At 65.4% G+C, this 17821-nt stretch carries 19 protein-coding genes; 10 read left to right on the top strand and 9 right to left on the bottom strand.

The features are described 5' to 3' along the window. Positions 1-36 precede the first annotated feature (36 nt). Both groES and TK90_RS01405 read right to left on the bottom strand, forming a co-directional pair. Entirely contained in the window at positions 37-327 is a 291-nt protein-coding gene (gene groES / locus TK90_RS01410) for a co-chaperone GroES (RefSeq protein ID WP_012981705.1), read from the bottom strand. A gap of 135 nt (positions 328-462) precedes the next feature. Next, on the bottom strand, positions 463-948 hold the full coding sequence (locus TK90_RS01405) for an FxsA family protein (RefSeq protein WP_012981704.1): 486 nt from the start codon (positions 946-948) through the stop codon (positions 463-465). 190 nt (positions 949-1138) lie between these two features. Here TK90_RS01405 and TK90_RS01400 point away from each other — a divergent pair, with 190 nt between their 5' ends. Genes TK90_RS01400 through TK90_RS01375 form a run of 6 tightly spaced genes read left to right on the top strand, consistent with a single transcriptional unit; the run spans position 1139 to position 7244 of the window. Further along, complete coding sequence (locus TK90_RS01400; protein WP_012981703.1) at positions 1139-1693, top strand: thioredoxin family protein; 555 nt, start codon at positions 1139-1141, stop codon at positions 1691-1693. Between the two features lie 8 nt (positions 1694-1701). Further along, on the top strand, positions 1702-3096 hold the full coding sequence (locus TK90_RS01395; protein WP_012981702.1) for a TolC family protein: 1395 nt from the start codon (positions 1702-1704) through the stop codon (positions 3094-3096). 39 nt (positions 3097-3135) lie between these two features. Beyond that, on the top strand, positions 3136-3963 hold the full coding sequence (locus TK90_RS01390) for an efflux RND transporter periplasmic adaptor subunit (RefSeq protein ID WP_012981701.1): 828 nt from the start codon (positions 3136-3138) through the stop codon (positions 3961-3963). A gap of 13 nt (positions 3964-3976) precedes the next feature. After that, positions 3977-4324 (top strand): divalent-cation tolerance protein CutA, encoded by a 348-nt coding sequence (cutA, locus tag TK90_RS01385; protein WP_083767882.1) that lies wholly within the window; start codon positions 3977-3979, stop codon positions 4322-4324. Beyond that, positions 4312-6681, top strand: coding sequence for a protein-disulfide reductase DsbD (gene dsbD, locus TK90_RS01380; RefSeq protein ID WP_012981699.1), 2370 nt, complete (start codon positions 4312-4314; stop codon positions 6679-6681). The genes cutA and dsbD overlap by 13 nt, the downstream gene beginning before the upstream one ends. Beyond that, complete coding sequence (locus TK90_RS01375; RefSeq protein ID WP_012981698.1) at positions 6678-7244, top strand: TlpA disulfide reductase family protein; 567 nt, start codon at positions 6678-6680, stop codon at positions 7242-7244. Before dsbD ends, TK90_RS01375 begins: the two co-directional genes overlap by 4 nt. Here TK90_RS01375 and TK90_RS01370 read toward each other — a convergent pair. Then, complete coding sequence (locus TK90_RS01370) at positions 7241-8119, bottom strand: carbohydrate kinase family protein (protein WP_012981697.1); 879 nt, start codon at positions 8117-8119, stop codon at positions 7241-7243. The genes TK90_RS01375 and TK90_RS01370 overlap by 4 nt on opposite strands. Before the next feature lie 116 nt (positions 8120-8235). Between TK90_RS01370 and TK90_RS01365 the strand changes: the two genes are divergently transcribed. Together TK90_RS01365 and TK90_RS01360 are read left to right on the top strand one after the other, a co-directional pair. Beyond that, positions 8236-8646, top strand: coding sequence for a nuclear transport factor 2 family protein (locus tag TK90_RS01365; RefSeq protein WP_012981696.1), 411 nt, complete (start codon positions 8236-8238; stop codon positions 8644-8646). Then, entirely contained in the window at positions 8646-9083 is a 438-nt protein-coding gene (locus tag TK90_RS01360; protein ID WP_012981695.1) for a nuclear transport factor 2 family protein, read from the top strand. Before TK90_RS01365 ends, TK90_RS01360 begins: the two co-directional genes overlap by 1 nt. A gap of 27 nt (positions 9084-9110) precedes the next feature. Here the strand turns inward: TK90_RS01360 and TK90_RS01355 are convergent, their stop codons facing one another. From TK90_RS01355 to TK90_RS01330, 6 genes are all read right to left on the bottom strand, one after another. Then, positions 9111-9653: a shikimate kinase gene (locus tag TK90_RS01355; protein WP_012981694.1), complete on the bottom strand. Its 543-nt coding sequence runs from the start codon at positions 9651-9653 to the stop codon at positions 9111-9113. Between the two features lie 103 nt (positions 9654-9756). After that, the gene (gene pilQ, locus TK90_RS01350; RefSeq protein ID WP_168021583.1) at positions 9757-11877 is read right to left on the bottom strand and encodes a type IV pilus secretin PilQ; all 2121 of its coding nucleotides are present in this window, start codon (positions 11875-11877) and stop codon (positions 9757-9759) included. Between the two features lie 31 nt (positions 11878-11908). Then, on the bottom strand, positions 11909-12451 hold the full coding sequence (locus TK90_RS01345; protein ID WP_012981692.1) for a pilus assembly protein PilP: 543 nt from the start codon (positions 12449-12451) through the stop codon (positions 11909-11911). Further along, the gene (locus tag TK90_RS01340) at positions 12451-13032 is read right to left on the bottom strand and encodes a type 4a pilus biogenesis protein PilO (RefSeq protein WP_012981691.1); all 582 of its coding nucleotides are present in this window, start codon (positions 13030-13032) and stop codon (positions 12451-12453) included. The genes TK90_RS01345 and TK90_RS01340 overlap by 1 nt, the downstream gene beginning before the upstream one ends. Further along, the gene (locus TK90_RS01335; RefSeq protein WP_012981690.1) at positions 13032-13595 is read right to left on the bottom strand and encodes a PilN domain-containing protein; all 564 of its coding nucleotides are present in this window, start codon (positions 13593-13595) and stop codon (positions 13032-13034) included. Before TK90_RS01335 ends, TK90_RS01340 begins: the two co-directional genes overlap by 1 nt. Further along, positions 13592-14659 (bottom strand): pilus assembly protein PilM, encoded by a 1068-nt coding sequence (locus TK90_RS01330; RefSeq protein WP_012981689.1) that lies wholly within the window; start codon positions 14657-14659, stop codon positions 13592-13594. Before TK90_RS01330 ends, TK90_RS01335 begins: the two co-directional genes overlap by 4 nt. Before the next feature lie 143 nt (positions 14660-14802). Between TK90_RS01330 and TK90_RS01325 the strand changes: the two genes are divergently transcribed. Then, the gene (locus TK90_RS01325; protein WP_012981688.1) at positions 14803-17175 is read left to right on the top strand and encodes a penicillin-binding protein 1A; all 2373 of its coding nucleotides are present in this window, start codon (positions 14803-14805) and stop codon (positions 17173-17175) included. Beyond that, positions 17175-17804, top strand: coding sequence for a hypothetical protein (locus tag TK90_RS01320; RefSeq protein WP_012981687.1), 630 nt, complete (start codon positions 17175-17177; stop codon positions 17802-17804). Before TK90_RS01325 ends, TK90_RS01320 begins: the two co-directional genes overlap by 1 nt. The last annotated feature ends 17 nt before the right edge of the window (positions 17805-17821 follow it).

Raw genomic sequence — 17821 nt, 5'->3', positions numbered from 1 at the left:
TGCAAAAAATGGGGATAGGGGCGGATCGCGCGGGGCTTAGCCCTCGATCACGGCCATGATGTCGTCTTCGCGCATCACCAGGACGTCTTCGCCTTCGACCTTGACCTCGGTGCCGGAGTACTTGCCAAACAGCACCTTGTCACCGGCCTTCACGTCCAGGGCGCGGACTTCGCCGCTCTCCAGGATCTTGCCGTTACCAACCGCAATCACCTCGCCGCGAATCGGCTTCTCGGCCGCCGAGTCCGGGATCACGATGCCGCCGGGGCTGGTGCGCTCTTCTTCCATACGCTTCACGATGACGCGATCGTGCAAAGGCCGCAGGTTCATGGTGCGAACTCCTTATATCGATGTTCTTAACAGGTTGGAGGATGTCGGGTAGGCGCCCTGTTAGCACCCACCCCGAACGAGTGCTAATAATAGGGGCACACCGAGCCGAGTCAAGGGCACGGGGAAGGAGAATTCTCAGCGGCGGTCGTCGTGGTCCAGACGTTCGTCGGAGGCAGATTCGTCACCGGCGTCATGGCGGCGGAACTCGCCTTCGATCGGGTCGCCCGGCCCGGCCGCACCCGGGCCACTCGCCCGCGCCCGGATCATGCCCCGGCGCAGGATGCCCTCGGCCGCCCAGCGCCGCAGCGGCGGCACCAGCAACACGAAGCCCGCCGCGTCGGTGAAAAACCCGGGCAACAGCAGCAGGACCGCCGCCGACATCAGCAGCCAGCCCTCGACCAGCCCGCGCGCAGGCATCTCGCCTCGGGCCAGGCTCTGCTGCAGGCGCCGCCAGTGGTAGAACCCCTGCAGACGAAACAGCAGCAGACCCGCCGCGGCCGTCGCGATCACCAGCGCCACCGTGGCCAGCGCCCCGACGGCGTCGCCCACCCAGGCGAAGCCGAAGATCTCGAGCAATACCAACCCGAGAAAAACAAACAACGGGAGGAAGGGACTGCGCATGAATAACGGGTTCCAGACAAGACGAGCGAATTATTGGAACACGCCCCCAACCCCCTGTCGAACAGCCCTTCGATGGGCATGCCGCGGCCACTCGGACCCGTTCTGTTTTTCCTTGCATTCGGGAGGGAATTGAGGGACGCTCTTGCCCGTCTGATTTGTGAATGACGTCCGAGAATCGGAGCCCAGCCGCATGAGAGCAAGCCGCATCATTTCCCTGTTCCCCACCCTGCTGGCTGCCCTGCTCCTGGCGCTCCCGGGGCTGGGCAGCGCCGGCGTGGAAGACCCGCGCGACCCAACCCACCACTTCTTCGACCCGACCTTCGGGGATTTTCCCGAGGAGCTGGAGGAGGCCCGCGAGGCCGGCAAGAAAGGCATTTTGCTGTTCTTCGAAATGGACGACTGCCCGTTTTGCCACCGCATGAAGAATCAGGTCCTGAATCAGCCCGAGGTCCAGGAGTTCTACAAGGAACGCTTCCGCATCTTCGCCGTAGACGTGGAAGGCGCCATCGAGGTCGTCAATTTCGAGGGCGAAACCAAGACGATGATGGACTTCGCCACCCGCGACTTCCGGGTGCGTGCGACGCCGGTATTCCAGTTCTTCAACCTGGATGGCGAACCGATCACACGTTTCACCGGGGCGACCCGGGATGTTGACGAATTCCTCCTGCTGGGCGAGTTCGTCGCCGAGGGGCACTACGAAGACGGCAATTTCACCCGTTTCCGTCGCGAACGCGCTGGACGATAGGTACCCCGATGCATCCAGGACATGCGGTGCCCCGGCACGCACGGCTTCGAATCGCGGCGCCCCTTCTGGCCACCTTCATCGTATTCACGCTCGCACTGTTGCCCGCCATCAGCGCCGCGCAGGGCCTCCCGGCGGATGGCGTAATCGATCCCGAACCACTGCCCGAGCCACTGCGGTTGCAGAACGCGCTGACCGCCGTCGATGCCCTCCACCCTCAGGTTCAACGGGCGCGGGCGGAACGCGAGATCGCCGAACAGGAACTCGCCAGCACCCAGGCCGGACGCGACGTCACGGTGAATGCGCGCCTGGAGGCTCGCTGGATCGAGCCCAACGACCTCGCCCCGGATCAGAGCCGCAACGACTCGCGTGCCACCCTCGTCGCCCGCAAGCTGCTGAGCGACTTCGGCCAGTCGAACGCGCGCGAGGCCGCCAGCACCCAGCGCCTCGAGGCCGCCCGCGAGATGGAGATCCTGGCGCACGCCCGCCACTCGCTGCATGTCATGGAGCGGTATTTCAACGTCCTGCTCGCCGACCTCGGTTTTGCCCGCGACACCGAGGCCATGGCGGCCGCATTCGTCAGCAAGGAGCGTGCGGAAGAACGTGCACAACGCGGACAGGTCTCGGATATCGAGGTCTTCCGCCTGGAGTCGGAATACCAGACGCTGCGCGTGCAGCGCCAGCGCGCCCTGCAGAATCAGCGCCGCGCCCGCGACGAGCTCGCCGAGGCCCTGAACCGCCCCGGCGAGCGCATTCGTACCGTGCTGGCACCCGCCCTGCCGCTGGATCTCCCGGAACTCCCGGGGCTGGACGATCTGATGGCTGAACTCGACAGCGCGAATCCGACCCTTGCCGCCGAGCGCATGCAAGTAGAGGCCGCCGCACGCGGCGTGGATGCGGCCCGCGCCCAGCGCCGCCCACGCCTGTATGCGGAGGCCGAGACGGGCTACTGGAACCGTGAGTTTGGCGGTGATCGCAACCCCTTCGCCGCCGGGCTCGTGCTGGAGGTACCGCTGTACGAGGGGCGCCGCCAGGACAGCCGGGTCGGGCATGCGGTCGCGGCCCGCCAGCGCGCGGAGGCCGATCTGGGACAGGCCCGAATCGAGGCGCGCAACCGCCTGCGCGAGCTTTATCACGAAGCCCAGGCCCTGCGGATGCAGCGTGACGAGGCCGAATGGCGCATGGACTATCGCCAGCTCTACATCGACCGCGCCCGCTACCTGTACGACATCGAGGACCAGGCCGATCTCGGCGACTCGATGGTTCAGCAAAGCGCCGCAGCCTATTTTAATGCCCAGACCGAGTTCGAGCTGGCCATGGTGTACGAGCGCCTGGCCCTGCTCACCGGGCGCGGTGACCTGAGCCCCTTCCGCCTGGCCGGTACGGCCGTGGCGGAAACGGAGTAACAAAAGCGCGTCCACGGACGCCCCGACGGAGTACACGCGATGTCCATCGATCGCCTGAACCAGGGCAACTCGACCCGACGGCTGTTGCTCTCGGCCGTCGCCTGCTGTGCCTTTCTGGCGCTGACTCCCGCTGGGTCGGCGGCCGAGGAAAACGGCGCGCTGGAAGGCCATCTGGACTGGGGCCAGACCTACCGCATCACGGCCCCGGTGGCCGGCAAGATCGAGGCGATCGAGGTCCGCCCGGGTGAGCATGTCGACCAGGACACCGCCCTGTTCCGCCTGGATACGCGCAGGGTCGAGGCCGACCTGCGTGCCGCGCAGGCCGCCATCGAACGTCTGCAACTGGAACTGAACGAGGCCAATCGCGAGGTCGAAAAGGCGGAGGACCTGTACGACCAGACCCTGATCGCCCTGCGCGAGGTGGAACTGGCACGCATCCAGCAGGCCACTGTCGCCGCACGCCTGGCCGAGGCCCGCGCCCAGCGCGACCGTGCACGCGCCGATCGCGACGACGCAACAATTCGCGCCCCGGCCAGCGGCCGCATCACGCGCATCGATGTCTCCCCCGGCCAGTTCGTGAATCCCGCTCTGGCGCCGGCCGTGCTGGCGGTACTTGGAAGCGGCGACTCCATGCGTGTTCGGGCACTGGTGACACCGGATCGTATCGGGTCGCTCAGCGAGGGCCAGGACGTCACGATCACCGTTGGCGAACACGAGTTTTCCGGAACAATCGATCGGATCGGCTGGGAACTTGTGGGCAAAGACGAGGATCAGAGATACCGGGTCGAGGCCGAGTTCTCGCCGGGCGATGATGCCGTACTGCGCCCCGGCCAGCCGGCCCGGATCGAACTTCGTACAAATTCCTGATGCCCAAGAGTCGATGATGCCGGAGAAGGAACCCGACAACACGAACGTGCGCGCCTGGCTGGTACTCACCACACTGGACGACCCCGCCGAGGCGGAGAATCTGGCCGGCGAGCTGGTCCAGCGCGGGCTTGCGGCCTGCGTGCACATCCTCCCGGCCGGACGCTCAATTTATGTGTGGAAAGGGAATATCGAAACCGATTCCGAAGTCACACTGCTGATCAAAACCTCCGTCGATGCCCGCGACGACCTGCAGGCCCACCTGACGGAACATCACCCGTATGAAACCCCGGAGATCATTGCCGTGCCGATCACGCACGGGTCCCCGGATTACCTGAACTGGATAACGCAATGCACCTCCTGAACCTGCGCAACTGGCTGGCGACCCTCCTGGTCGCATTCCTGCTGACCCCGGGGCTGGCACATGCCATCTTCGATGATGATCTGCTGGACCCGGATGACGCCTTCAGCCTGAGCGCCGAGGCCATTGACGCGGACACCATTCGCCTGACCTGGGAGATCGCGGACGGCTACTACATGTACCGCGAGCAGTTTGAGTTCGAACCCGAGAGCGAAGGGTTGGAGCTCGGCGAACCGAACATCCCCGATGGCGAGAAGAAGACCGACGAGTTCTTCGGCGAGGTCGAGACCTATCGCGACGAGGTCAGCATCGAGCTTCCGATCCTCGCGGCCGACAGCACCGAGATCGAACTGACCGCGCGCTCTCAGGGTTGCGCCGACCTCGGCGTGTGCTATCCGCCCCATTTCCAGACCGTCTCGCTGGAGCTTCCGGGCCTGCCGGGCGAGAACGGTGAAGAGGCGGCCGAAGAAGAGGCCACAGAAGACGAAGCCGCCGACGAGGAACGCAGCGCCCTGGACGAGATGGGCGACCTCTCGGGCGACGTGGGCGCCGCCGGCGATCTGCTCGAGCCGGAAGAGGCCTTTGCCGCCTCTCTCGAAGCGATCAGCCAAAACGCGGTCATCCTGCGCTTCGAAATCGCCGAGGACTACTACCTCTACCGCGATCAGCTCGACGTGCGCATCGCCGAAGGCGACGGGATCGAGCTGGGACCGGTCAACCCGCCCGAGGGCGAACGTCACGAGGACGAGTTCTTCGGCGAGACGGAGATCTATCGCGATCAGGTCGAGATCCTCGTCCCCGTGCTGCGCGACGAGGACGACGTCTCCGAGATCACCCTGGCGATTGACTACCAGGGCTGCTGGGACGGCGGTGTGTGCTACCCGCCGCTGACGCAGGAGGTCTCGGTCAGCTTCGACGCGGATCTGGCCACCGAAGTCGACGAGGACGCCCTCCCGGAGACCGGCGACGAGGCCCTGGACGAGATCGACACCGCCGAGGCCGCCCCGGAAGAGGCGGACGACGAGACCGCCGCACCCGTCACCCAACAGGACCGCATCGCGGCCCAGCTGGCCGATGGCCAGATCTGGCTGGTGGCGCTGGCCTTCTTCGGCTTCGGTCTGCTGCTGACGTTCACCCCCTGCGTGTTCCCGATGATCCCGATCCTGTCGAACATCATCATCGGGCAGAAGAACCTGACCACACGCAAGGCATTCCTGATCTCGCTGGTGTTCGTGCTGGCGATGGCGCTGACCTACACCATCGCCGGGGTCTTCGCGGGACTCGCTGGGGCCAACCTGCAGGCGGCCTTCCAGAACCCCTGGATCATTGGGACCTTCGTCACCATCTTTATCGCGCTGGCGATGTCGATGTTCGGCTTCTACGAACTGCAGATGCCGGCCAGCGTGCAGAGCAAGCTGTCGCAGATCAGCAACCGCCAGGAAGGCGGCACCTACATGGGCGCCGGGATCATGGGCTTCCTGTCGGCCCTGATCGTCGGTCCGTGCGTAACCGCGCCGCTGATTGGCGCCCTGCTCTACATCAGCCACACCGGCGATGCGGTACTGGGCGGCATCGCCCTGTTCTCCCTGAGCATGGGCATGGGCGCCCCGCTACTGGCGATCGGCACCTCGGCCGGCCGCCTGCTGCCGAAGGCCGGTCCGTGGATGGATGCGATCAAGGCGGTGTTTGGCGTCGGCCTGCTGGCCATGGGCATCTGGCTGCTTGAACGGGTGATCCCGGGCGAGGTCGCGATGTTCCTGTGGGCGACCCTGCTGATCGTGACTGCGATCTACATGGGGGCCTTGCGCTCGCTGCCGGAGGGCACCTCGGGCTGGTACAGCCTGTGGAAGGGCCTGGGCGTGGTGATCCTGATCTACGGCATCCTGCTGATGATTGGCGCGGCAACCGGCGGCAAGGACGTGTTCCGGCCGCTGGCCAGCCTGAATCAGCCGGTGGCCTCGACCACCGGCGAACAGGGCCCGACGGAGATGGAGTTCACCAAGATCAACAGCCTGGAGGACCTCGAGCGCGAGGTCGAACGCGCGCGCGAGAACGGACAGCCGGTGTTCGTGGACTTCTACGCCGACTGGTGCGTGGACTGCGTGCGCCTGGAACGCACCACCTTCCAGGACCCGCGCGTGATCCGGGCGATGGCCGATGTTCATCTGCTCAAGGCGGACGTAACCGAGAACACCTCGGAACACCGCGAGTTGATGCGCAACTTCAGCCTGTTCGGCCCTCCCGCGATGATCTTCTACGACAGCGATGGCAACGAGTTGCGCAACTACCGTAATGTTGGCTACCTGAATGCCGATCGCTTCCTGGCCCATGTGGAAAGCGCCATCGGGGTAACGCCATGAAGCATCGCTCGCACGGGTTTGGCTGGGTCGCCCTCGTGGCCGCCAGCGCCTTTGTACTGGCGGGCTGCGAGGAACCCACACCCGAAATGGATACGGCCGAGGCCAACGGGGCCGAAGCGGCGGATACCGCCGCCGAAGAGACCCAGGGTGACCGCCGTATCGACTTTACCCTTCCGGACCTGGACAGCAACGACCGCCAGCTGAGCGAATGGGACGGCGACCTGATCGTGCTGAACTTCTGGGCGACCTGGTGCCCGCCGTGCAAGAAGGAGATGCCGCTGTTCCAGGAGACCTGGGAAGAACACCGGGACGACGGTTTCACCATCGTCGCGGTCGCCGTGGATGAACTCAGCGCGACCCAGCACTTCGTGGACGACTTCGGGATCGAATTCCCGATCCTGATCGGTCAGGACGAGGCCGTGGCAGTCGGTCGCGAGTACGGAAACCGGATCGGCGCTCTGCCCTACACGGTGCTGATCGACCGCGATGGCATCATCCGCGACACGCATCGCGGCGAGGTCGAGGAGGAAGACCTGCAGGCCTGGCTGGACGATTACCTCTAAGGGCGTGCGACGTCAGCGGCGGCCAGGCCATCGAATCCCGCCTGCTGGAGCTTGCGCTCCGCCAGGCGCACGGCCGCCACGAGCGCCTGCTCGGGGGGCTCGCCCGAGACCAGCGCGTTGATCAGCCCGGCATTGAAGGTATCGCCGGCCCCCACGCTGTCGACGACACTCAGACCTGGGGTCGGCGCGCAATAGACCTGTAGTTCATCCTGTGCGAGCCAGGCCCCCTCGGCTCCGGCTGTCACGGTCACGATGCGCCCGGGGTAGCGTCGGGCCAGATCGGCCGCGGCCTCTTCAGGGCGTGCGGCAATCCCCGCTGCCCAGTCCCGGGACAGCATGAAGACATCCGCCCACTCGAGACACGCCTCCAGACCCGGGCGTCGCTTCTCCAGTTCCAGTGAGATCGGCTGGTCCGTCACGGCTTCACGGACCCGGGGCAGGACTGTTCGCAGGGTCTCCGGCTGGCGTCCCTCGAAATGCAGCCAGTCGTACTCCTCCCACGCGATCCGCCGCAGATCGGCTGCACTCAGCTCGGGCAGGTCACGGTGGTGCACGATGGTACGGCTACCCGAGTCGCGCGAACGCAGGATACAGGACGTCGGGGTCGCGCCCGGATATCGCGCACAGGCGGTAGTTTCGACGCCGCCCGCGGCGAGACGATCACGCAGCCAGTCGCCCGATGCGTCCTCCGCAAGCACGGCCGCAAGGGCCGCGCGGTGACCGAACTGCGCGAGGATACGGGCCGTGTTCGCGGCATTGCCCCCGGGCTGAGAGGAACTGGCCAGCGCCCGAATCTCGTCGTCCTCGCGCGGATAGCGCTCGACGTCCAGGGTGTGATCCAGGGTTACGATGCCCGTTGTCAGGATGCGCGCCATCGTTGCTCTCGTCATTCGACCGGGGCGTATTGTGCGGGCCGCGACGGTCGGCGTCATCCGCGACATCCCGGCGACAGCCTGCGACAATGTGGCCTCACCCGATTACGGCAGGCGGCATGGCAACCTTCCCCTCCCCGGAAACCGCCGAGACGGCGTTCTACGAGGCTTTTCAGGCAGGCGACTCCGACGTCATGCGCCGGATCTGGCTGGACAGCCCCCGATGTGTCTGCATTCACCCTGGCGGCGAGCGCCTGGTCGGCACCGACGTCATCCTCGAGAGCTGGGATGACATCCTGCCGAACATGCGTGGCGTCGTGATCCATCGCACCGAGCTCAATGTCATCCCGGGGCAGAACCTGGTGATCCACACCCTGCGCGAAAACCTCTACGTCAGCGGCGAACGCCGCGGCGTAATGCTGGCCACGAATGGTTACTGCCTTGAGGGCGAGAACTGGCGGATGTGCCTGCACCATGCCAGCCCCGACCCGGACCCGCCGCCGGCCTGGGATACGGGACGGGTGCACTGATGGGCGGGGCAAGCGACGAATGCCTGACGGCCTACTACGAGGCCTTCCGTGCCGCCGACATCGAGCGGATGATGCGGTTATGGGCAGAACGTCCGGATATCGTCTGCGTGCACCCGGGCAGCCCTCGGGCCCATCGCGGGGTTTCCGAAGTAATGGAAAGCTGGCTGCTGGTATTCGCACGCGAGCTGAACATCGGGATCGAGCCGCGCATCGTCGGGCGCCAGGAAACGACCGAAAGCCTGAGCGTCGTGATTGAGGAGGCGATTACCCGTCCCGGTGATGTCGCGGCCACCGGAACCATCCTGATCAGCCAGACCTGGCGCCGCAGTGGTAATGGCTGGCGGCTCCAGTTTCACCACGCCTCGCACGGACGCCGTGCCCCGCCCTCGCAGCAGGGGATGTTTGTACCGGATGGGGGCGGCTCCACCCGGCACTGACGTACAAGCGGCCCTGGCGCGAGAAATTCAGCCCTCTGAGCGGGGCTGACACAGATCCGGGCGCTGGACCTTCAGGGCATCACAGACCCCGCGAACGGCATCGCGTACGCGTCGTCCCCGCCCCTCCAGCGTCATACTCGCAATCTCCCGATAAAGCGGATCACGGCGCTCGAACAGCTCCTGAAGCTTGGCCCTTGGGTCTGCCACCTCGTTCAGCAGGGGGCGTTTGCGATTGCGCCGCGTGCGCCGGAACTGTTCATCCACCGGGACGCGCAGGTAGATCACGAAATGCTCGCGCAAGCGCTCGCGGTTCTCCGGGCGCTCGACGATCCCGCCACCCGTCGCGATCACGATACCGTCACGTTCCAGCAACGATTCCAGCATCGCCGATTCGCGCTTGCGAAAGCCTGCCTCGCCCTCGAACTCGAAGATCGTGGGGATATCCACGCCCGTACGCCGCTGGATCTCCTGATCCGTGTCGAAAAACGGACGGCGCAACAGCCCCGCCAACCCGCGCCCGATCGTACTCTTGCCGGCCCCCATGGGCCCCACCAGGACAATATTCTGCATGGCGGCAAGGCTACTGGCCTCGCCGAACAAAGAAAAGCCGGGGACAAACCCCGGCTATTCTGGCCACCCCGACGGATGCTTGCACCCGCCGAATGGATTGCCCCTAGTCGAGCACGCGCGGCGTCACAAAGATCAGCAGCTCGGCCTTGGTGTTCTCGGTGGAGCGATTGCGGAAGAGATTGCCAAGGAACGGGATATCCCCGAAGAACGGCACCTTCTCGAGGTTGGTACGGCTGTCAATCTCGTACACCCCACCCAGCACCACGGTCTCGCCGTTGCCGACGAACACCTGCGTGTTGACCTCGCGCTTGTTGATCCCGGGCACGCCCAGCACCTCACGCTGGCTGGGCTCGTCCTTGGTGACCCGGATATCGAGGATCACGTTGCCATTCGGCGTGATCTGCGGCGTAACCTCGGTCGAGAGCACGGCCTCGATGAACTGGGTGGACGTCGCACCGGAGGCGGTGGCCTCCTGGAACGGGATCTCCTCACCCTGCTTGATCGAGGCAGTCTGGCCATTGGCCGTAATCACACGCGGGCTGGAGATGATCTCGCCACGTCCCTCGACCTGCAGGGCCGACAGCTCGAGATCGAGCAGCACACCACTGCGCAGGAGACTGATGCCGGCCCGGCCTGCGTCGCCACTGGCCGGCAGCGAGCTGTTGAGCCGGTCGCCGATCGCGATACCGCCCACCCCGGCGGTGGACGCATCCCGGGCGGCATCCGCCCCTTCGATGGAACCGGCACCGCCAACCCGCGTGCGACGATCACCGCGCGTCCCGGAGATACCGAAGCGGGCCCCTAGTTCACGATTAAAGGTATCCTCAGCGATCACGATGCGCGTCTCGATCAGCACCTGCTGCACCGGTACGTCGAGCGTCTGCACCAGACGGCGCACGTCCTCAATGCGACTCTGCGTGTCCTGTACCAGCAGGGTGTTCGTGCGGCTGTCGATGGTGATGCTGCCGCGATCGGACAGGAACTGGCCGGTCTCGTCACCACGAATGAGCGAGGCAATCTGTTCGGCCTGAGCAAAGTTGATCTGGACGAATTCGGTGCGCAGCGGCTCCAGCTCCTGGCGGTCACGCGCGGCCTCCATCTCCAGGCGCTCGCGGGCCGCAATCTCTTCGCTCGGGGCCACGTAGAGCACGTTTCCGTCCATGCGCTTGTCCAGACCACGCGAGCGCAGGATGATGTCCAGCGCCTGATCCCAGGGCACGTTGTTCAAGCGCAAGGTGATGTTGCCACCGACAGTATCGCTGACCACGATGTTGAGATCGGTAAAGTCGGCCAGCAGCTGCAGGACCGAGCGCACCTCGATGTCCTGGAAGTTCAGCGACAGGCGCTCGCCCTCGAACTGTTCTTCCTCACGCCGCCGGGCCTCGCGTTCGGCCTCGGTAATGGGCGCCACCTCCAGCACAAAGCGCCGGTCGCTCTGATAGGACAGGACCTCGTATTCGCCGTGTGCGTCCACTTCCATGCGCACACGCTCGCGCTCGGCCACAGTATCGATGGTGCGAACGGGTGTGGCGAAATCGAGCACGTCCAGGCGGCGCTCCAGGGATTCGTCCACACGAGCGCGCGGGAACGTCAGCTCGACCTTGCCGGCCTGCTCGCGCACATTGACCTCGGCCCCCGAGCGCGACAGGTCGATCTCGACCCGGCCTTCGCCCTCGGAACCGCGACGAAAATCGATGCCGGTAATCTCGACCGGGCGCGCACTGCGCGTCGCCCGTTCGGAGGGCTCGCCGGCACGATCGACCACCTGCTGTACATCGCTGTCGGCCTCGGAGACCCCGCGGCCGAGGGTCAGAATCAGGTTGTTGCCTTCGACCCGGGTCTGATACTCGGAGGGCTGGGTCAGGTTCAGCACCACGCGCGTACGATCACCGGACTCGACCGCTGTAGCGGTCAGCAGGGGCCCCACGTTGAGGTCCGTCTCGCGGCTGCGCAGCGCATTGCCGGCATCCGGGAGATCCAGTGCGATCCGCGGCGGGGAGTCGATGGCGAAGGCCCGGACATCTTCGGGCGGAGTGCCGGAAAAGCGCAGATTCACCTGCACCCGGTCACCGCTAATGCTGGCCGCCCGAATCTCTTCCAGTTCGGTCGCCGCCACCCCCTGCGAAACCATGAACAGCAAAGCCGCCATCACGGTGCCCGCCAGCGCGCGCATGGAAGAACCCATGTGTAATCCCCTGTAGTTGTTGCCGGTCTTGCGGCCCATTCGCTTCATCATTGTTCTGCTCCCCCAACCGCTAGTCGGCCAGCGCCACGGAGTTTTCGCGTTCCACGTACCCGCCGAAGGCATCCGGAACCACCTCGACCAGCTTCACCCGAGTGGCAGTGATCTCGACGATACGACCGTGGTTTTCGCCCATGTAATTGCCAACCGTCACGCGCTGAATACCCCGATCGGGGGTACGCACCAGGGCATAACGCACCTCGTCCTGCTCCAGCGATCCCACCATGCGCAAGGAATCCAGAGGGAAGCTCTCGAGGAATTCGCGCGGGCGATCCGGGTCGACCTCGGCATCGCCGGGCTCGCCCTGGGCCACGGCCAGCTCGGGTTGCGCAATCACGGAGGAGTCGAACGGGGAGCGGGTGTGACCCGGATACAGGTAGGGCTCGTGCGGCTCCAGCGTCGGGATCGGGTCTATACCGCTGCCCGGGCGCTCATTGATCTCCGCGATGTAACGCTCCAGATCGCTCTTGTCCGGTGCGCAACCCGACAATCCGAACGTAGCCAGCAGGCCAAGCGCAAAGGCCGCTCCCAGGGATCGCTGTGCAGGGTTCCGCATCAGTGGTCCTCCAGGTAGCGGTAGGTACGGGCGGTGGCGTCCATCAGAAGGTCGTCATCGGAATTGCCCCGACGAATGTGCATGTCATGCATGGTCACGACACGCGGCAGCGCCGAGGTGCCGCTGACGAACTCCGCCAGTTCCTCGTAGTCGCCACGTACCCGCAGACGGATCGGCACCTCGGCGTAGAAATCCCGCCGGTTCTCGCCACGCGGTTCGAAGAGCTCGATCTCGAGCCCGGCCTGCAAGCCGGTCTGCGAGATATCCACCAGCAAGCTGGGAATCTCGGCACTGCTCGGCAAAAGCTCCAGCAACGAGGCGAACATGCGTTCCATCTCTTCGAGCTGTTCCTCGTAGGCCTCGAGATTCGCGGCGCGCTGCTGCTTGTCCTCGAACTCGACTCGCAACTGCTGCTCGCGATTCTCGGCGCGTTCCAGGTCGGTGCGCTGATCGCCGATGAAGAAGTAATAGGACAGACCCAGGATGACCAGCACGATCACGACCAGGATCAGTACCTTTACGGCCCAGGACGCCTCGCCAATGTTATTGAAGTCGATCTCGTTGAGTTCCTTGATATTCATCAGGAATCCTCCTCGACATCCGAAGGCCGCGTCTGATTGGCGTCGAGGCGGAAGTCACGCACCTGCAGGCTGCCGTCTTCACGCGTCTCGATAATCTGCAGGTTGGAATCGGCCAGCCAGGGCGAGCCATCGATGCGGCGCATCAGCGTCGAGATCCGGGTGTTGGATTCGGCGCGCCCCGTCAGGCGAATACGCTCGCCTTCCTGTCGAACCTCGTTGAGGTAGGTGCCGTCCGGCAACGTCTCGACCAGCTGATCGAACAGGTGCACGGCCTCCGGGCGACGCGCCTGCAGGGTCTGGATCACTTCCATGCGCGCGATCAGGGCCTGACGCTGCTCGTCCAGATCGCGGATGCGGGCAATCTTGCGGTCCAGCTCGCGGATCTCGCTCTCCAGCATCTGGTTACGCGACTGCTGGTGATCGATCAGGGCATTCATGTAGGTGTGCGCACCGAACGCCAGCAGCACTCCGACCACGACCGCGCCACCTACCGCGCCGAAGAACTGTTTGCGCCGCTGTTCACGGGCCTTCTCGCGCCACGGGAGGAGATTGATGTAGATCATGACGCGTACCCCCGCATAGCCAGGCCGCAGGCCGTAAGCAGCGCGGGGGCATCATTGGCGAAGCGCTGCTGGTTCACTCGGCGCGACAGCGCCATGCCCCGGAATGGGTTGGCGACCGATACCGGGGTCCCGGAGCTCTCCTCGAGCATCTCGTCAACACCCGCGATCGCGGCACAGCCGCCACCCAGCAGGATGTGGTCGATCGAATCCTGCGGACGGGTCACGTAGAAGTACTGCAGCAGACGCTGGATCTGATCCATCATCGTCTGCTTGAACGGTTCGAGGATATTGCTGACGTAGTCGGCCGGAAGGTCGCCACTCATCTTGGCGGAGCCCGCCTCCTGATAGTTCATGCTGTAGCGGCGCATGATCTCCTCGGTCAGCATGCGTCCGCCAAAATTCTGCTCGCGGGTATAGATCACGCCCTCGGTCTGGCTGACGACATACACCGCTGTCACCGAGGAGCCGACGTCGACGATCGCAACGATGGGCTTGTTCTCGCGATCGGGGATCTGCTCGACCAGGCGCTCGGAGGCGTGCTCGATCGCGTAGGCCTCGACGTCCACCAGTTCGGGGGTGAGCTTGGCGGATTCGGCGATCGCCACGCGCGAATCGACGTTCTCGCGCCGCGAGGCGACGACCAGGACGTCGACCAACTGGGGATTCTTTTCGTTCTTGCCGAGGACCTGGAAGTCGAGATTGACCTCTTCCAGGGTGTAGGGGATGTACTGATCGGCCTCGACGAAGACCTGGCCCTCGAGCTCGGTGTCGCTGAGCGTGGCCGACATCTGGATGGTCTTGGTGATCACCGCCGAGGACGGCACGGCCATCGCACAGTGCTTGAGCTTGGTGCCGGAGCGTTTCACCGCGCGGGCGAGCGCGCTCCCCACGGCCTCGGTGTCCTGGCAGACCTTGTCCACCATCACACCATCCGGCAACGGCTCCACCGCAAAGGCCTCGACCCGGTAGCCCTTACCTTGCCGAGCCAGCTCCAGCACCTTCACGGCAGCGGAGCTGACATCCACGCCCAGCAGTCCCTGCTTGCTCTTTCCGAGACTCAGCACACATCCCCCTGTATACCCCAATGAAAGTAACTGGTAGCGTTACAATCAAGTATGCTAGCTCGTTCACAATATACACTCCGAAATCCGGGTTGCAAGTTGCTTTGAAAGCTGATTCTTAACTTGGCCCCACTTTTTCTACAGTCATGAAGCCGATTCTCAAGATTTTTGCGGCGTTGCTGGCGCTGATCCTGGCGGCCGGAATCGGCGTATCCGCAGCCATTGCGGCCCTGTACGTGCACTACGCCCCGACCCTCCCCGAAGCGGAGGCGGTGCGCGACGTGCGCCTGCAAACCCCGCTGCAGGTCCGCACCGCGGACGGCCTGCTAATGGGCGAGTTCGCAGAAGAACGCCGCATCCCCCTGCCGATCGAGGACATCCCCGAGCGCGTCCGCCAGGCCTTCATCGCGGCCGAGGACGAGCGCTTCTACGATCATCCCGGGGTCGACATCGTTGGCCTGGCCAGAGCGGCGATCAACGAGATCTCCACTCGCGGCGAACGCAGCCAGGGGGGTTCCACGATCACCATGCAGCTGGCGCGCAACGTGTTCCTGACGCGTGACCGCACCTACGAGCGCAAGCTGCGCGAGATCTTCCTGGCCATTCGCATGGAACAGGAGATGACCAAGGACGAGATCCTCGAGCTGTATCTGAACAAGATCTACCTGGGCCAGCGCGCCTACGGGATCGAGGCCGCCGCCCGGGTCTATTACGGACGCTCCATCGACGAACTGGAGCTGGACGAGATCGCGGTGCTCGCAGCCCTGCCGAAGGCCCCCTCCACGACCAACCCCGTCGCCAGCGCCCAGCGCGCCGAGATCCGCCGCAATTACGTGCTGCGACGTATGCTGGACACCGGCGCGATCAGCGACTCGGAGTACGAAGAGGCGGTGGCGCGCCCGGTTTCGTCCGAGCGACACGTGGCCGCGACCGAGGTCGACGCCCACTGGGTGGCGGAGGCGGCCCGCCAGATCGTCTTCAATCTCTGGGGCGAGGACGCCTATCGGCGCGGCCTGCAGGTGCATACCTCCATCGACTCCCGCTACCAGGAAGCCGCCAACCAGGCCCTTCGCGAAGGTCTCCTCGAATACGACGAACGCCACGGTTACCGCGGGCCCGAGGGTCGACTTGGCGACGAGGTGATGGCCGACGCCGAGGCCCGCGAACGTGCGCTGAAGGCACAGGGCGTGCATGGGCGCCTGTTGTTCCCAGCGGTCGTCATGGAACGCGAAGGTGACGGCACGCTGCAGGTCGACGGCGGCCAGATCGGCGAGCTCACCATCGAACCCCGCGACCAGGAATGGGCACGCACCCCCGAGTTCGAACGGGGCGACGTGATCCGCGTCAGGCCCTATACCGACGGGCGCTGGCGCCTGGCGCAAAAACCCGAGGTGACCGGCGCGGTGATCGCCCAGTCGCCGGCCGATGGGGCTATCGTTGCGCTCGCGGGGGGCTTCGATTTCTTCGAGAATCGCTACGATCGCAGCACCCAGGCGCAACGGCAGCCCGGCTCCGCATTCAAGCCGCTGGTGTACGCGCTGGCATTGCAGGATGGCTACCGCCCGGATGGCGTCCTGGTCGATGCCCCGATGGTTTTTGACGATCCGGCACTCGGGGCCGAGTGGCGTCCACAGAACTACTCCCGGCAGTTCCAGGGCGAGATGAGCATGCGCGATGCCCTTGCCCAGTCACGCAATCTGGCATCGATCCGCCTGCTCAACAGCCTGGGACCGCAGCGCGTGCACGAACAGCTGCCGCGCTTCGGCCTGGATCCGGACAAGCACCCGAGCAACCTGTCGATGGTGCTCGGCACCGGTGCGGTCACACCCCTGCAACTGAACAATGCCTACGGGGTGTTCGCCTCCGGCGGCAAGCTGCACAGCCCGTGGATCATCACGCGCATCGAGACGGACGACGGCGAGGTCCTCTACACAGCCCCGACCGAACGCGCCTGCCCCGAACCCTGCGAGAACCCGGCCGGCCAGGACCTGTACCTGAACGCCAGCGGGGGTCCGCTGCAGTATACCGACCCGGCACAGGTGCTGGACCCGGGTGCCGCCTGGCAGATGAGCAACATGCTGGGGCACGTAATCACCGCAGGAACCGGGCGTCAGGCGCAGCAGCTGGGACGCTCGGATCTCGCCGGCAAGACCGGCACGACCAACAGCTATCGCGATGCCTGGTTCTCGGGGTTCAACGCCGACATCGTCGCGACCGCCTGGGTCGGGTTCGACGACAACCGCGAACTGGGCCGGCGCGAGAGTGGTGGGCGCACGGCGCTCCCGCTCTGGATTCGATTCATGGACTCAGTGCTGACCGACACACCGGAGCGCCCCGTGGAACGTCCCGATGACCTGCAGCGCGTGGCAATCCTGCCAGACGGCCGCCGCGCACCAAGCGAGGAGACCCCGGGGGCGAATATCCAGTGGCTGATCCCGCAGCAGGTACCGGAACGCGGCCAGGCCCCGGCGGGCCCCCGCGGGGAGAATGGTCAGGGCCCGGCCGAGTCGGTGTTCTGATGAGCCCCTCGCGTATTCGCCAGGAACTGGCACAGGAGGCCGCGCGGATCCTGCTCGACGATGGCATCCGCGACTTCGCGCTGGCCAAGCGCAAGGCTGCCGAGCATCTGGGTGTCGAACCGCGCCACGAGATGCCGCGCAATATCGAGATTCAGGAGGCTGCGATCGAACGCAGCCGCCTGTTCGCAACGGACGACAGCCGCCAGGCCTACCGCGAACGCCTCGAGGCCGCCCGGATCGTCATGGAGCGGCTTTCGGCACTGGAACCCCGCCTGGTCGGCCCGCTGCTGGACGGCATCGTCGAACGCCAGCCGCTGGTCAATCTGCATGCATTTGCCGAGACGGTGGAGGAGGTCATCCTCGACCTGGGCGAGCGCGGAATCCGCTGCCAGACGGGCGAACGCCGCTATCGCAGCCGGCAGGGGCGTGAGCAGCGGGTACCGTTTCTGAGTTTTCGCGGGCCGAATGACACGGACATTGAACTGACCGTATTCCCGCTGGATGGGCTGCGCCAGGCGCCGCCGTCGCCGGTAGACGGCAAGCCCATGGCCCGCGCAGGGCGCGCGGACGTGGACAGGCTGCTGGCCGCCGCGAACGCCGACGCACCAGCGGCGGCCGACGCGTCCTGACGCCAGGAAGGCGCCGC

The sequence above is a fragment of the Thioalkalivibrio sp. K90mix genome, assembly GCF_000025545.1.
In the GTDB taxonomy this organism is placed as follows: Bacteria; Pseudomonadota; Gammaproteobacteria; order Ectothiorhodospirales; family Ectothiorhodospiraceae; genus Thioalkalivibrio.
The sequence above is the reverse complement of the archived record's forward strand: the minus strand, read 5'-3'. Positions and strand labels throughout refer to the sequence as shown.